The sequence below is a fragment of the Helicobacter sp. 23-1044 genome (assembly GCF_053654695.1).
On record NZ_JBSIUQ010000001.1, the window covers coordinates 332357 to 347662 of the forward strand.

Annotated in this window: 15 protein-coding genes; 10 read left to right on the forward strand and 5 right to left on the reverse strand. The window is 39.3% G+C overall.

What is annotated here, in order from left to right; translation table 11 throughout:
• The first annotated feature begins 21 nt into the window (after positions 1-21).
• From rsmA to ACWIUD_RS02045, 5 genes are all read left to right on the forward strand, one after another.
• Complete coding sequence (gene rsmA, locus ACWIUD_RS02025) at positions 22-855, forward strand: 16S rRNA (adenine(1518)-N(6)/adenine(1519)-N(6))-dimethyltransferase RsmA (protein ID WP_454146368.1); 834 nt, start codon at positions 22-24, stop codon at positions 853-855.
• A complete protein-coding gene (locus ACWIUD_RS02030; RefSeq protein ID WP_454146185.1) occupies positions 848-3256 on the forward strand; it encodes an RNase J family beta-CASP ribonuclease in 2409 nt (802 codons plus the stop codon). The genes rsmA and ACWIUD_RS02030 overlap by 8 nt, the downstream gene beginning before the upstream one ends.
• 305 nt (positions 3257-3561) lie before the next feature.
• The gene (locus tag ACWIUD_RS02035; RefSeq protein ID WP_454146187.1) at positions 3562-4197 is read left to right on the forward strand and encodes a hypothetical protein; all 636 of its coding nucleotides are present in this window, start codon (positions 3562-3564) and stop codon (positions 4195-4197) included.
• Positions 4130-5101, forward strand: a complete 972-nt coding sequence (locus ACWIUD_RS02040; RefSeq protein WP_454146189.1) for a hypothetical protein — start codon at positions 4130-4132, stop codon at positions 5099-5101. The genes ACWIUD_RS02035 and ACWIUD_RS02040 overlap by 68 nt, the downstream gene beginning before the upstream one ends.
• 40 nt (positions 5102-5141) lie before the next feature.
• Entirely contained in the window at positions 5142-5375 is a 234-nt protein-coding gene (locus ACWIUD_RS02045) for a hypothetical protein (protein WP_454146191.1), read from the forward strand.
• Here ACWIUD_RS02045 and ACWIUD_RS02050 read toward each other — a convergent pair.
• The 4 genes from ACWIUD_RS02050 to ACWIUD_RS02065 form a co-directional block, all read right to left on the reverse strand.
• The gene (locus ACWIUD_RS02050; RefSeq protein ID WP_454146193.1) at positions 5335-6228 is read right to left on the reverse strand and encodes a homoserine O-acetyltransferase/O-succinyltransferase family protein; all 894 of its coding nucleotides are present in this window, start codon (positions 6226-6228) and stop codon (positions 5335-5337) included. The two genes, ACWIUD_RS02045 and ACWIUD_RS02050, sit on opposite strands and share 41 nt — an antisense overlap.
• A 113-nt stretch (positions 6229-6341) precedes the next feature.
• The gene (locus ACWIUD_RS02055; RefSeq protein ID WP_454146195.1) at positions 6342-6527 is read right to left on the reverse strand and encodes a hypothetical protein; all 186 of its coding nucleotides are present in this window, start codon (positions 6525-6527) and stop codon (positions 6342-6344) included.
• Positions 6520-6654 (reverse strand): hypothetical protein, encoded by a 135-nt coding sequence (locus ACWIUD_RS02060; protein ID WP_454146197.1) that lies wholly within the window; start codon positions 6652-6654, stop codon positions 6520-6522. Before ACWIUD_RS02060 ends, ACWIUD_RS02055 begins: the two co-directional genes overlap by 8 nt.
• Entirely contained in the window at positions 6639-8066 is a 1428-nt protein-coding gene (locus ACWIUD_RS02065; RefSeq protein ID WP_454146199.1) for a hypothetical protein, read from the reverse strand. Before ACWIUD_RS02065 ends, ACWIUD_RS02060 begins: the two co-directional genes overlap by 16 nt.
• Positions 8067-8377: 311 nt before the next feature.
• On the opposite strand from ACWIUD_RS02065, the gene ACWIUD_RS02070 reads away from it, so the two are divergent.
• From ACWIUD_RS02070 to ACWIUD_RS02090, 5 genes are all read left to right on the forward strand, one after another.
• Entirely contained in the window at positions 8378-10150 is a 1773-nt protein-coding gene (locus ACWIUD_RS02070) for a sugar phosphate nucleotidyltransferase (RefSeq protein ID WP_454146201.1), read from the forward strand.
• Positions 10147-11013: a DMT family transporter gene (locus ACWIUD_RS02075; RefSeq protein WP_454146203.1), complete on the forward strand. Its 867-nt coding sequence runs from the start codon at positions 10147-10149 to the stop codon at positions 11011-11013. Before ACWIUD_RS02070 ends, ACWIUD_RS02075 begins: the two co-directional genes overlap by 4 nt.
• Before the next feature lie 66 nt (positions 11014-11079).
• Positions 11080-12198, forward strand: a complete 1119-nt coding sequence (locus ACWIUD_RS02080; protein ID WP_454146205.1) for a DUF262 domain-containing protein — start codon at positions 11080-11082, stop codon at positions 12196-12198.
• Entirely contained in the window at positions 12195-13235 is a 1041-nt protein-coding gene (locus ACWIUD_RS02085; protein ID WP_454146207.1) for an AAA family ATPase, read from the forward strand. The genes ACWIUD_RS02080 and ACWIUD_RS02085 overlap by 4 nt, the downstream gene beginning before the upstream one ends.
• Positions 13235-13969, forward strand: coding sequence for a hypothetical protein (locus ACWIUD_RS02090; RefSeq protein WP_454146370.1), 735 nt, complete (start codon positions 13235-13237; stop codon positions 13967-13969). Before ACWIUD_RS02085 ends, ACWIUD_RS02090 begins: the two co-directional genes overlap by 1 nt.
• Here the strand turns inward: ACWIUD_RS02090 and ACWIUD_RS02095 are convergent.
• Positions 13964-15295 carry a ComEC/Rec2 family competence protein gene (locus ACWIUD_RS02095; protein ID WP_454146209.1) on the reverse strand — a complete coding sequence of 444 codons (1332 nt, stop codon included), beginning with the start codon at positions 15293-15295 and terminating at the stop codon, positions 13964-13966. The two genes, ACWIUD_RS02090 and ACWIUD_RS02095, sit on opposite strands and share 6 nt — an antisense overlap.
• Positions 15296-15306 lie beyond the last annotated feature (11 nt).

The following is a 15306-nucleotide window of genomic DNA, read 5'->3' on the forward strand; positions in this document are numbered from 1 at the left end:
TTACACAAAAGCAAAAATGCTATTAAACCAAAAAAACACTTGGGACAAAATTTTTTAAAAGATGAATTTTACTTAAATCAAATCATCGAATCTGCTTCCAAATTACGAAGCGACATCACACAAAGCGCGGGATTCGCGCCAGAAGTTGTCGAAATTGGAGTCGGCTTGGGTGATTTAAGTGCAAAGCTGTTAAATCATTTTGATTTGATAGCTTATGAGATTGATGCGCAATTATGCGAGTATTTGGCGGATAAAATCCCAAAATTGATAAACAAAGATGTTTTGGAGATTCCGCTAAAAAGCGGGTGGCTTTGTGAGATGCCATATATTTTGGTTTCAAATCTGCCCTATTATATCGCTACCAAAATCATCTTAAACGCGCTAAAAGACGATAAATGCGCAGGATTCGTGGTGATGACGCAAAAAGAAGTCGCGGAGAAATTCTGCGCTTCTGTGGGGGATAGCGAGTTTTGTGCGCTATCTGTGATGACGCAAACTTTAAGCAAAAGCGTTCATCTTGTGGCAAATGTCCCGCCAAGCGCATTTACGCCACCGCCAAAGGTGGAGTCTAGCGTTTTTTGCGTAGAAAAAAATGACAAAAAATGGAGCGCGGATTTTGAAAAAATGCTAAAAATCGCATTTTCTGCGCCACGCAAAAGAGCGATGAAAAATTTGGAGTTGCTTTTTGGCGAATCTAATGGGTGCGAAATTTTTGGCGAATCTAATGGCAAATCTAGCGCAATTAGCACGATTTTTGCGGATTTGGGGATTTCTCAAAACGCAAGGGCGCATCAAATTAGCACAGAAAATTACCAAAAAATTTTTATAAAAATGAAAGGATTGAATTATGGATAACAATGGAAACAACGCGCCAAATGGGGCGCAAAATAACGATTCTCGCGAAGTAAAAGGCGAATCAAAACCCGAAAAAAAGTCATTTTTTGGGCGATGGAGGCGAAATAGCGCAGAATCTGCGATAGATTCTGCGATGGGGCGAGATTCTGCGAAAAACGCAGAATCTAAAATCTCCCCCTCCCTTGCGGAGGGGGATAAAGGGGGTGGGTTAAAATCTCAAAATAATAAAAATACCCACCCCCTAGCCCCCTCCGCAAGGGAGGGGGGAGAAGCACGCTCAAACTCCGCAAGGGGAGGTTTGAATTTATCCGCAGATTCTGCGAATTCTGCGCCACATTCAAAGGCAGATTCTGCGAATTTAGGCGAATCTAGAAGCAATGCAAGGCATTTCAAGCCCCATCATAAAAATTCGCAGAATCTAGCGCAAAATGCAGATGGCAAACATTCGCACAGCGCAAATCGCAAACCTTATAATAGGGCAGGGCGCGATTCGCAACATTTCACACACGAATCAAATCGCGAATCTAATCGCAATTCGCGGAGTTTTAGGGATACAAATGCGAATTTTGCCACGAATCACAATGCAAATCAAAGCACAAATTTAGGCGAATCGCAAACCTTGCAAGATGGCATTAGTAGCGTGAGCGAGGGGCTAAACGAGAAGTCAAATTTGGGGCTTCATAAGGATTTGAAAAAGGTTGTCGAGCTAAATAGCAAAAACCACAAATCATCGCTAAATCCTCACTACAAGCTGGATTTAAACACAAAGGCAAAGATTCGCATTACGCCTTTGGGAGGGCTTGGCGAAATCGGGGGCAATATCACGGTCATTGAGAGCCAAAACTCCGCGATTATCGTGGATGCGGGTATGAGCTTCCCTGATGCGGATATGCACGGCGTGGATATTTTAGTGCCTGATTTTAGCTATTTGCATAGCATAAAGGATAAAATCGCGGGGCTTATCATAACTCACGCCCACGAAGACCACATAGGCGCAGTTCCGCACCTTTTCAAGCAGCTACAATTCCCTATTTATGGGACGCCGTTGCCTCTTGGTATGATTGGCAATAAGTTTGATGAATGTGGGCTAAAAAAATTCCGCTCATCGTTTCGTATCGTTGAGAAGCGAAAGCCCATAAAAATCGGCGAATTTGAAGTGGAGTGGATTCATATCACGCACTCTGTGATTGATGCAAGTGCGCTTGCGATTCGCACGGAGGCGGGGGTGATTTTTCACACGGGCGATTTTAAAATCGACCACACGCCTGTGGATAATTTTCCCACAGATTTGCATAGAATCGCGCATTATGGGGAGCAGGGTGTTATGCTTTTGCTAAGCGATTCGACAAATTCGCACCGCGCAGGTTATACGCCAAGCGAATCAAGCGTGGGACCATCATTTGAAAATGTCTTTAAAAACACGCAAGATAGGATAATTATGAGCACTTTTAGCTCAAATATCCACCGCGTTTATCAGGCAATCGAGCACGGCATAAAATACAATCGCAAAGTGTGCGTAATCGGGCGTTCTATGGAGAAAAACTTAGAAATTGCCCGTCAGTTAGGCTATATTCATATCCCGCAAAATGTTTTCATCGAAGCACACGAAGTGGAGAAATATAGCGACAATGAAGTGCTTATCGTTACCACAGGTTCGCAGGGCGAGACGATGAGTGCGCTTTATCGAATGGCAACTGATGAGCATCGCCACATCAAAATCCGCGAGGGCGATACGATAATTTTAAGCGCGAAGCCAATCCCGGGCAACGAAGGCTCTGTCTCAAAAGTCATAAATTTTCTAATGAAAAGTGGCGCAAAAGTCGCATATCAGGATTTTAGCGAGATTCACGTAAGCGGACACGCCGCCCAAGAAGAGCAAAAACTAATGCTTCGCCTAATCAAACCCAAATTTTTCCTCCCCGTGCACGGCGAATACAACCACATCGCAAAGCACAAAGACACAGCGATAAAGTGCGGTGTGCCTGAACGCAACATTTTGCTTATGGAGGATGGCGACCAGATTGAAGTCTGCCCCGCGTATATGAAAAAGGTGCGTAGCGTGAAAACGGGCAAACTTTTTGTGGATAATCAAGCTGATAAAATCGTGGATAATATGACGATTTTAGATAGGCAAAAACTAGCCGAAGACGGGCTAATCGTCATCGCAATGCAGGTGCAAAAATCCACTCTAAAATATGACGCGAGGATTCAAATAATGGGGCTTGATGATAGATTTTTCGCCAAAGAAGTCGAAAATGAGATTCAGCTCTATATCACGGGCGCGAAGCCCGAATCGATTGTCAAAACGCTTGAAATGGGACTAAAACAGCATTTGCGTAAATTTGCATTTAAGAAATTTAAACGCTACCCGACAATTATTTTGAATGTGTATTTTGTGTAGATTTTGGGGCGTTATTTAAGTCTTTTTGGCAATCGTTTGAATGATTTTGCATAAAACTGCGCTTAATTTGCAGAATCTGTGATTTATTCCCATCCCTTGCAGATGGGGCTAGGGTAAGTATTTTTCGTATTAGATTCTGCGTTTTGCACGAAAATCGCAGAATCTAAATTGCAAAATGTGGCAGATTCTGCGAATTTACGCGAGATTCTGCAAGATTCTGCAAATCGCAGAATCTATTTTAATTTTCGCAGAATCTCTAATATTTTTTGCTAAAATTTCGCAAATAAAATTAAAGGGCACAATCTTTGAAGCACACAAATAAATCCGCAAAATACGCCATTTTTGCAATCTTTGCATTTGAATTTGCCCTGCTTATGCTATTTTATGCGTATTTGTATCCATACACTCCCTTTTGGGGCGATGATTTGCAACATTTGAGCGATTATGCGGGAAATCAAGCGCAAATTCGCTTTACGATGAGCGGATGGGTGCCTACGCGCGTGCTGCCGAGCTATTTTGATGCGCTTGTGGGGATTGTGGCGGCGTATCTTTTGTCTCCGCTATTTGCGCTAAATTTGCTAGATGCGCTAAATATTTCACACGCGATTTTTACCAGTGGTGGGTTTGTGGTGGCGCATTTTTGCCTATATAAGGTCGCTTCATCGCTTTGTGCGCGTGTTTATGCGCTGATTGCGTCTTTTGTGTTTATGCTTTGCGTGGCATTTGCGATGAAACCTAGCGCAATGCCACTTTTGCTCCCAGCGGAAAATTACACACAAAATCATTATTCGATGAATATTGCAAATTGGTATCTTTTGCCTTATTTGTGTAATTTGGTGCTTGTGGGCGGACTTATGATTGCGCTAATTTATCGTGTTAGATTCTGCGCCTTTAATACTCATTCTGCCCCCCCCCAATTCGCTAAATATCGCAGAATCTAGCGCGTTTTACTCGCTTTTTTCATCGCACAAATATCTTTTTTTAAGCGTTATTATTTATTTTGTATATTTTTGCGCTTTCTCAATCGCGTCTGCAAGTGTGATTGGCGCGTGCTTCGCCTTTGTGTGCCTTGCTTTTTGCGCTTTTAAAAATGGCGTTTCTATAAAAGCAGTCTTTAAATCCATCGCAAATTTTGGCGCATTTGAAGCGGTGTGCGTGGCGATTTTGGCATTTAGCGCGTTTGCGATTTTGGGCGAAATCAAAAGCGATAGGGCGGATTACTGCGAGTTTAGCGGGATGAACTTTGCCTTTGGGGCGGAGTTTCTAATCGCTCAATTTAGAAAAATCAGCAGATTTTGGCGCATTATTTTGATTGCATTTCCCATTTTGATGGCAATTTATTTTGCGATAAAGCGCAGTGCGTGGGAGCGCATTATATTTTTTATGAGCCTAGCGTGGATTATTTTGCTGTGCGTGGCGTTTTTGGGGATTTGCAGTAAATGTGGGGCGACTTATCATTTGGTTAGTGGATTATTTTTATCGCTATTTTATGCGCTTGGCGTGTGGCTTGGCATTTGTTTTAGAGTGCATAAAATCTTTTCTTTTATCATTCCATTTTTGCTAATTTACGCGCTTTTGCAAGGTGGATTTAAGGCGTATGATGAGCGTCCAAGGGCGTCTTATGAGGCGCATAGGCAGTGGGTGCAAAAGTGGCTAGATTCTGCGAAAAATGCCGATAGTGCGGGATTTGATGTTGTGGATTTTGAAGTGCCAGATAATTTTGCACATTTGCACCAGCAATCGTGGCTTTGGGATAGCTTCTCGCGCACGCTTTACACTTATGGCATCACCAAAAAACGCCTAAAAGTGCGCTTTGTCAAATCTAGCACAGCCAAAGAAAAATAATTTTACGCTACAATCGCACACCAAAATCACAAGGAAAATTATGGATTTTTTAAGAAAGATTTTAGATTCTGCGAACGCACGAGTGGGGCGTGAAAAGGCGCGAATTTCTTTTAATGAAATGCGAAGCAAAGCCGAAGCGATTTACAAAGCGCAAATCGCAGAATCTCACCGCACAAAAAGCACAAAAAAAGCACAAATTTCGCAGAATCTCACCGCACAAATTTTTCACAAACTCACAGCACATAAGGCGTATCTTGATACACACAGAAGTTGAGCCAATTTGCAAATATCACACTAGAATCTGCTCGCCAATCATAGCGCACCGCGCCGTTTGTGTCAAAATAATTTATCGGCGCGCTAATCTCTATGCCCTTTGCCTTGTCGCGCTCATATTCGCCCTGCAATGTGAGTTTGCCATACTCGGGGTGTCCTAGCATAAAGATGTCTTTTTCATCTTTTAGCACGCTTATGCCAGATTCCGCGCCTTTTAGCAAAATATCTAAGTTTGATTCCCCAGCCACGCGCTCCGCCACTGCTTCATCTACGCCACTATACCTTGAGTGCGGGATTTTCACAATGTCGCCTAGCCCCGAGAGTAGCACATTTGGCGTGATGATAGAGTGCTCATAAATGCCTGATAGCTTCGCGCTTAGCGCGATTTTTGGGACTTTGTGAAAGTGATAGAGCCCAGCCATCGCCCCCCAGCATAGATAGAGCGTAGAAGTGCATTTAGCGCGTAAAAAGTCCATTATCTCACGCAGCTCAGCCCAATACTTCACTTCCTCAAACTCCAAATGCTCGATAGGCGCACCTGTGAGTATCGCACCATCGAAATTGCGCTCCCTCACGCGCTCAAAATGCACATAAAATTTATCCAAATGGCTTTGTGGCGTGTTTTTCCCCACATAGCTTTGCGTGGTAAGAAGCGTGATATTGATTTGCAAAGGCGAATTTGCCAAAAGCGATAAAAGCTGATTTTCGGTTTGGATTTTGGTAGGCATTAGGTTAATGATGAGAATCTCTAACGCGCGAATGTCTTGGTGCTTGGCACGCGCCGTATCCATCACAAACGCGCTTTTTTCTAGCTCACTAAACGCAGGAATGTCCTTTGGGATAATAATTGGCATAAAAAATCCTTATTTTTTAAATTTACATATCGTATTTTGAGATTTTAGCATAAAGTTATAAAAATTTTCACTTAATCGCGCTTAATCGCACACGAAAAAATCAAAACTATGTGTTAAGTGGTAACAAAATGAAATTCGCAGAATCTAGCGCAGGAAAACAAGAATTTCGCAGAATCTAGCGTGGAAAAAGCACCGCAAATCGCAGAATCTGCGTTGATTTTTGATGGATTCTGCGTTTTTGTGGCGATTCGCAGAATCTCGCAATGACGAATTTTTTTAGATTCTTCGCTGTCACCCAAAATGACAATTTCGTTTGGATTGCCACGAATTTGCGCTACGCACAAATTCTCGCAATGACGGATTTAGGTAAATCGCAGAATCTACCACATTCCCCACGAACCAAATCCCATTTACCACTGCATACACGCGCCTACGCTGTAAATGAAGTTTGATTCTAGTGAATATGGGATTGTCGTTTTTATCGCGCACGAACCGATATTGCTGTCTTTTAGTGTCGGCACTTGCGAGGTTTTCATCGCGTTTAGATAAAGCAACCACGCATTATTTATATCAAAGTAAATAATGCCCTGCAAAGACCAATCCTGCGTGGCGAGATTCTGCGAAATAGTGTTATTCACCACCGAGTGAAACAAGTCATTTCTATCATAACTGCCATTTAGCAAAAATCGCACTCTGCTATTCACGCGCTGCGTATATTCGGCAAAAATAGTTGTGCTAATGTCGCTAGTGGCACTGCTAGTTCGCAAAATCTCCCTTTCCTCGCCCCATTTCATACTTGTGTATTTGAGATTATCCCTCCGTCCATTTACGCCAAGTCGCAGTTCCATCCCATCCATCGGCATAAACGCCACACTTCCTATAAATCCCCAACTATAATTATCCGTGCTATTTTGATACGGGATATTTGCGTAAATGCGCCCTTCGCCCCCGCCGATAATGCGCTCATTGCGAGAGATGTTAAGAAAACTATTATAGTAAAGTTTTGATTTCAAGCGGACGGATGGCAAAATCGCAGAATCTCCGGCAATATACGCAGATATTTTGTCATAATGTGGCGTGTGCCACACGCTTTGGAAGTCGCCGTAGGTTTTTAAAAGTCCGCTTTTTTCGCCCTTTTGGTAGGTGAAGTTTATGCTGTATTTGTGCTTTTTGTTATGATTTAGTCCAAATCTTGCGCGGAGTGCGTGGTTTGTGTAGATTGCATTTGATGACAAATCCGCATTGCTAAAATCATACCCAAGCAAAAAATCCCATTTGTAAAAACTACGCGCGAGGTTTGCCTTTATGTGGTGCTCGGTGTTTGAAAGCATTGTGTATGCGCTTGTTAATTGCAGTTGCTGAAAGGGAAGCGTGTATGCTTGGGATATGCTAACCTCATCAATGCGTGAAAATGCCGCTCTACGCGCAGAATCTAGCGCAATGTCGCTCAAAAATACGCCATTTTTGCTTTTGCCACGCACTTTGACGCTCGCACGGCGTGGTTTTAGTGGCATTAAGTTTGGATTTATCAAAAAAGTGGAATTTGGTTTTTTAGGCGCAGAATCTAGTGCGCTTTGGGAGGATTGCGCGTTTTTAGCGAAGATGAAATTATGGATAAAATATTTTGTCGGGATAAATGGGCATTGCAAATCATTATAGAGCGCAGAATCTAGCGTGGATTCTGCGAATTTTGTGGGAGATTCTGCGATTTTTGGTGCAGAATCTAATGTGGATTCTGCGTTTTGATTTGCAGAATCTAATGTGATTTTTGGTGCAGAATCTGCGGAAGATTCTGCGTTTGCAAGACAAACAAAAATCGCCATAAAAATCCATCGCATAGCACCAACCTTAACTTTTACAAATTATAATAAAATCGTCATAAAATATTAAATCAGCAGAATCCACCCAAACTTCATCGCCATAAATTCAATCAAAAATCCGTTTTTTTAAGTTTATTTTCCCTAAAATTCAACTTTTATTTTTCCAAAAAAAGGCAGACTTTGATTACAAAAATACCAATTCCTATAAATCCCCCCCCCCTATTTGATTTAGCAAGATTCTGCGCCTTTATTAGATTCTGCGATAAATGCGATAGATTCTGCGAATCGCAGAATCTGCGTTTTAAAAATATATTTGCAGGACAGCACAAATGCGAGCGATAATCCTTTGTGCTGGGCTTGGCACACGCCTAACGCCAATCACACTAACTAAACCAAAACCATTGCTTGAAATTCGTGGTAAAAGCATTTTGCAAAACACCATCGAGCACCTGCATAGCGCAAATATCGATGATATTATTGTCGTTTGTGGCTATAAGGCTGAGCTGTTTGAGCCATTGCGCGAAAAGCTCAAATTTCAACAAGTAATTTTCCCGCATTTTGCTACCAAAAATAGTGCGGCAAGTCTAAAATTTGTGAGCGATTGTATCACCAAAGGGACGCTTATCCTAAATGGTGATTTGTTTATCACGCAAGACTTCACGCAGAATCTGCATTTTGGCTACTCGCAATTTTTAGGACAAGAAATCAAGCAAGGGAACTTTTGGGGTTATATCACCGATGAAAATGCCAAATTGATGGATATTGACACAAATGCGACAAGCGGATTTGGCGATGGAATCGCATTTTTTGACAATGAAGCAGATTTAGGCGTTATCAAAGATTCGCTAAATAAATGCGATGATAAGCAGTATTGGGAATCGTGCATTTTAGGCATTTTGGATAAAATCAATTTTTACGCATTCAAATCGCAAATGCCATTTTATATAGAAATTGATTCGATTCAAGACGCACTCAATGCAAATTTACTCACACCCGAAGAAATCGCACAGCAATGCGCTACGGACGGCAAGGCAGAGCGATTAAAGGGCATTACAAATATCAATTACAAAATAAACTTCAATGGCAAAGAACAAGTCTTGCGAATCCCAAGTCCAAACACGGATAAATGTATCGATAGAAGTGCAGAAAAACGCATTTTAGAGATTATCGCACCGCTAAATCTCACACCAAAAAACGACTTTTATGCAAGCGATATAAAAATGAGTGATTTTCTAAGCGAGTTTAGAAGTGCGGAATTTAGCGATATAAATGACGCATTTTTACGCGCGGTGGTAGCACAAATGAAAAAACTCCACGCCATAAAATACGACAAAAATCTAAATATCCCACGAATCACAATGCTAGGCGAAATCCAAAAATATGAAAATCTATGCAAAATCCCACTTACCACGCCAAAAGAGCATAAAATTTTGCTCAATATCGCAAGGGAATTGGATAAAAGCGAATTTGTGCTGTGCCACCGCGACTTGCAACTGCCAAATATTATGGTAAGTGGCAATTCGTCTTTGGGTAATCATTGCGTAGATTTGCAAAATTTCGGGGCTTCGCAGACCGCTAGTCTAGTCTCAGCCCCAAAATTTTGCAAAAACTCCACAAGCACTACCGCAAATACTAGAATTGTTTTGGGAGATTCTGCGAATCGTGCCACTTTATCGTCATTGCGAGCGAGAGAAGCGAGCGTGGCAATCCACGAATCAAATTTTGGATTGCCACGACTTGACTGCGTCAAGTCTCACAATGACAAGAAAATCGCAAAATCTAGCGCAATTTCGCAGAATCTACACGCAAAATCACATTGCACGCAAGAGAGCGCACCGCAAATAAAATTCGTTGATTTTGAATATGCTGGTTTCTCTCCCATCGCTTGGGAATTAGGCAATTTTAGTGCGGAACTTCTTTTAAGTGAATCGCAAATCAAAACTCTATCAACAATCTATGGCGACATAAGCGAAGTTGAGATTCTGCAAGGGCAGTTGCTCTCAAACTACATTTGGGCGTTGTGGAGCTGGATATATCATCGAATCGACTTAGGAAGGGATTATTTGGCGAGATTTGATAAAAATTTAAAGGATTTAGCGTGAATGGCAAAACATTAGGACACGCCCTTGCGCTAGGGAGTGTGGGGATTTGGTCTAGCCTTTATGTGAGTGTGAAAATCTTACTAGAAGCGTTCAATCCGCTTGAATTGCTCTTTTTGCAATCTATTTTGGGATATGTGTTTTTGTGGATTATGAAGCCAAAACGCCTAAAAATCCCACTAAAAAATGAGCTGTATTTCGCTTTGTGCGGTTTATTTGGCATTACGATTTATAATCTCTTTTTAAATCTCGCAATGGAGCGCACTCTCGCTTCAAATGTCAGCGTTATCATCACCACTGCGCCACTATTTGCTGGGATTTTTAGCTTTTGCTTTAAGTTAGAAAAGCCATATTTAAATTTTTTCGCAGGATTTGCGTTATCGATTATTGGCGTGTATTTGTTAAGCGGGGGCGTGAAAATACACATTTTAGGCGATATTTTGGCTATCATTTCTGCGGCTGGGTGGGGCGCGTATGCGGTGCTTGTAGCAAAAGTGATGAATCTAAAATACGATATTTTTCTCACCACTCGTAGAATCTTATTTTGGGGGATTGTTTTTATGATTCCTAGTTTTTTGTGGTTAGATTTTTCGCCCAATTTTCACGCGTTAGAAAATCCCACAATCGCCCTAAATTTATTTTTTGTCGCTCTTTTTGCAAGTGCCCTATGCTTCATAATGTGGAATAAAGCGACACAACTAATTGGCGTTGTTCGCACAAATATCTATGTCTATCTCACGCCCGTTTTTACCATAATCGCGTCCATTTTGATTTTGGATGAGCGACTTGGAGCTGTCGCATTTGCGGGGGTTGTTTTAGTTTTATTTGGCGTATTTATCTCAGAGCTACGCCAAAAATCGCATTAGCAATTTAAAAACAAAAGTGAAAGTTGATAAAATTATGATATGATATTAAAAAAATAAGGAATTTTAATGGGTAAAAATATTAGCGCAAGTAAAGAACTTGCGAGTAAAGAACTTGAAGGTGAGGAAACTCTATATAATGATTTTTGTTATAGCGATGAAGTTTATCCATTAGAATCTATTCGCATAGAAAAGGGTAGAATGAGTCTTTTTGAAATCAAAAGGCGTTGTGAGAGAGGCGATATTATTCTCAATCCAGAATTTCAAAGAAATAAAGTTTGGGATAAAAAACAAGAATCTGAACTTATAGAATCTATCTTAATGGGCATTCCTATACCGATTATATATCTTTTTCAAGCACGATATGGGTATATTCAAGTTGTCGATGGAAGACAGAGAATTGCAACAGCAATTGATTTTATGAATAATAAATTTGGGTTAATTAAATTATCAATAATGAAAAACATAAAAAAGGAAGCCAAATTTAAAGAATTAGAGCCTATACAACAACGAAAAATAGAAGATTATCAAATAGACATATATATAATACAGCCGCCAACACCCGAACGAGTAAAATTTGACATATTTGATAGAGTTAATCGTGGCGGAACAAAGCTAAACAACCAAGAAATGCGTAATGCTTTATATTATGGACAATCAACAAAATTGATAAAAGAATTAAGCGAATTAAATAGTTTTAAAAAAGCTACCGGCAATTCGTTAAATCCAAAACAAATGAAAGATAGGTATGTGGCTCTAAGATTTATTAGTTTTTATCTGTATTTTTCAAAACAGCTTGGCGACATTGAATATAAAGGCAATATAGATGATTTTTTAGCAGATACGATGCAGTTTTTAAATAAAGCAGATTCTGCGATTCTTGTAGAGTTAAAAGATATTTTTGATAAAACTATGAAGTTTGCCTATAAATATTTTGGAAGTGATGTTTTTCGCTTTAATAATGATGATAATAAAAATAAGCGTCCCGTTAATATGGCGTTGTTTGAATGTTTAGGATTTGCTTTTGCTATATGCGTTCAAAATAATTTAAAAATAGATGCAAAAGCACTAGATGCCTTAAAAGATACATTTGATAAATCTGGCAACTTTAAAAGTGGTCTTGATGTGACCACAAATGTAGAAAACCGCTTTAAACAAGCAAAAAATCTAATAGGCAATATAAAATGATTCAAAGTGTAAATATACAAAATTTTAAAAGCATAGAGAAACAAATTTTTGACCTTAAACCACTAACTATACTTACAGGCACAAACTCATCAGGTAAGTCAAGTGTAATACAAGCTATATTATTGTATTCTTATCATTCTGCTAAAAATAATAATTCCCTAAAAGAATACATCAAAGAACTTGGCGATAGTAAATCTCTCATTAAAAAATCTAGTCAAAATCAACAAATAAAAATTCAACCCAAAACTAATAATAAAAATATGGAAGCATTGATATTTAATGAGCAATGGAACACAATAAAGCAAACATCTTTAATCGCTTTTGAGCAAACCTTATATTATATCTCTGCAAATCGTATTGGACAAGAAAATTTACCCAAAAACGACAATGATGAAAAATGTGGTGTTAATGGGGAATATATTTTCGGCTTTTATGAACAGCAAAAAGGTCAATCATTGCAAAATCAATCTCTAATATCAAATAAAGCAGATGGAAGCATATTAGAATTGCAAGTTAATTATTGGTTAAAGAGAATTTTGGCATTGAATTTAATCCCAAGAACGGAAAAAATCACCAACACAAACATTAAGCTTGTATATGAAAATATAGATTTAGAAAAATTTAGATTATCTCCATTTAATCTCGGTGCAGGCGTGAGTTATCTTGCAAAAATTCTTATTTTAGGACTATCTCTACAAAAGGGGGATATACTCATCGTAGAAAATCCCGAAGTGCATTTGCATCCAAAAGCTATTTCTAAGTTTGCAGAGTTTTTTGTATTTTTGGTTAATGGTGGAATTCAAGTGATTTTAGAAACACACTCCGAGCATATAATCAACAAAATAAGATATTGCGTGTTTAAACAGCAAATTTCAAAAGATGATATACAAATCTATTATAAAGAAAATTTTGATATGCCCTTTGATTGTATAAAAATCAATGATAGTGGTAAATATATCAATAAAAACAATGAAATTATAGAATTTCCAGCTGGATTTTTCGATAGCGATTTAGATGAATTATTAGAGATGATGTGATGAATTTTTCTTTGGCAATAGATGATGATTTAGCTAGCGAACTTTGCAAATTTAAAAACAATCAACACTGTAATGTAAAAATAATAGAAAAAATACTGCATTACTATAAAGATTACCCAATTTTTACAAAAAACTATTTTTTGCAATACTATTCACGCGATACACAGCAAGCATTATTGCAGTCTAACTCATCTATAAATTGGGATTCCATAGAAACAATCGCTAAAAGCACTATTTATAAAGTCATATTATCCAGCAAAAAGCGTGTAGATTTTCCCTATATTTCTATCTATACTGATAAAATAGAAAATAATTTTACAGCAACTTTTTTTATTGGAGAATCTAGACAAAAAGCATTAGAACATTTAAGTGCCTTACTTAAAAATGCAAATTGTATTTTTATATACGATGCTTATCTTTTTAGCGACAATGTATGGAGTGCATTTATTGATTTTGCCACACAATGCTTTCCAAACAAAATCTTAAATATATTTTATCCGCAATCAATTATGGGGCGAACCCCACAATTTAGTCAAATCAGCAATTCAAAATGGAGATTTAAAGCCGATAGGATTCATCATAATTTTGCAAATTTACACGATAGATATTTGATAATTGATGATAAAATTGAAATAATATTTACAAGCGGGATAGAATATCTAATGGATAACAACAAAGATTTTACATATATTGTTAGAACACACAAAAATAGCGTCAATACGCAGAATCTATAAATTCTGCACAAATCGCACCAAAAGAAATCCCCAAAAGCCTAGCGCACAAAGTAGCATAATCACATAGATTTTTTTAGAGCCAATCGCGCAAAAACTGAGTGCCACATAAATTAGCGCAAACGGCAAGGGCAGATAATAATCAATGCTAGGAATCTCCGCATTTACCACCATATCAAGCCATCTATCAAAAATCCCGCCAAATCCAAAAATATGTAGCACAATCACAAGCGGGAAAAACACCACAAACGCCACGCTTACAGGAATGCTGACTAATTGATATGGCGAAAAATAGGGGAAAAAATAATGCACGATTGGCGTTATGGTAAAAAATATTGCCAAATTAAATAGCGCAAAATACGGCAAGATAGGCATTTTTGGGCAGTGGCGCACGAATAAAAATATATAAAACACCCCCGCCATCGATAGCGCAAAGCCGATATTAAAAAGCGCGGTGGGGAAAATCGCAACGCAGATTAGCCCCACTAACCCTAGCATTTTAAAGCTAATAAGCTCTAATCCCCAAAATAGCAATAAAAATCCAGCAATCCCCGCCACAAGCGCGCGTAAAAAGCTAGGCGTAAAATCCAAAAGCACCAAATATCCGCACATACAAAGCAAAATAATCGCGCCTAAATCATAAAATTCATTGCGGTAGCTAAAAAATCGCGCCTGAAAAAATCGATACACAGGCGCAAAAATCGCAAACAAAAACGCACTCAAAACGCCCAAATGATAGCCACTTATAGCGATGATATGCGCTAAACCCAAGCGATTTGCGACATCGCGCCACTTTTTATGCAATGAATTCGCGAAAAATAGCGCACCAAAGAGACTTGCTTGAATTACATTTTCGTGCTGCGTGGCAAAATACTCTTTCAAAGGCGCACTAAACTCGCGCTGTGGCATTAGAGAAATCGAAAACGCGATAAAAAAGCAGGATTTAAAATAATCCACAAAGTCGCATTTTTTATCCACCTTGCCCCACACACGCACGAATCGCCCCTGCAAATCCTTCAAATCATCGCGCGAAGTGATATAAAAAATATGCCCTTGCGAATCTAGCTTCATCACAAAATAGGGCTTATCAGGCTTATCAGGCTTTGTCTTTTGATATTGCAAAAGCACCTGCGCTTGGATTTCGGCGGGATTTTCAAAGGGCAGATTTGCGTATTTGTGATACTCCCACCCTACCCTAGCGATGAAAACTAGCAAAATCACGCAAATCGTGGCAATCCACTGCTTCGCCCCGCTAATTAGCGGGATATTGTAAGGCGAATCCTTTGACTTTCCGCGCTTTTTGGATTTGAAAGAGTTGAAAAATGTCATTTTGCCTCGCT

Excerpts from the sequence above, each read along its gene's own strand:
- ACWIUD_RS02050 (WP_454146193.1), bottom strand. The coding sequence starts at position 6,228 with ATGCCAATTATTATCCCAAAGGACATTCCTGCGTTTAGTGAGCTAGAA.
- ACWIUD_RS02030 (WP_454146185.1), top strand. The coding sequence starts at position 848 with ATGGATAACAATGGAAACAACGCGCCAAATGGGGCGCAAAATAACGAT.
- ACWIUD_RS02070 (WP_454146201.1), top strand. The coding sequence starts at position 8,378 with ATGCGAGCGATAATCCTTTGTGCTGGGCTTGGCACACGCCTAACGCCA.
- ACWIUD_RS02045 (WP_454146191.1), top strand. The coding sequence starts at position 5,142 with ATGGATTTTTTAAGAAAGATTTTAGATTCTGCGAACGCACGAGTGGGG.
- ACWIUD_RS02085 (WP_454146207.1), top strand. The coding sequence starts at position 12,195 with ATGATTCAAAGTGTAAATATACAAAATTTTAAAAGCATAGAGAAACAA.
- ACWIUD_RS02095 (WP_454146209.1), bottom strand. The coding sequence starts at position 15,295 with ATGACATTTTTCAACTCTTTCAAATCCAAAAAGCGCGGAAAGTCAAAG.
- ACWIUD_RS02090 (WP_454146370.1), top strand. The coding sequence starts at position 13,235 with ATGAATTTTTCTTTGGCAATAGATGATGATTTAGCTAGCGAACTTTGC.
- ACWIUD_RS02065 (WP_454146199.1), bottom strand. The coding sequence starts at position 8,066 with ATGCGATGGATTTTTATGGCGATTTTTGTTTGTCTTGCAAACGCAGAA.
- ACWIUD_RS02080 (WP_454146205.1), top strand. The coding sequence starts at position 11,080 with ATGGGTAAAAATATTAGCGCAAGTAAAGAACTTGCGAGTAAAGAACTT.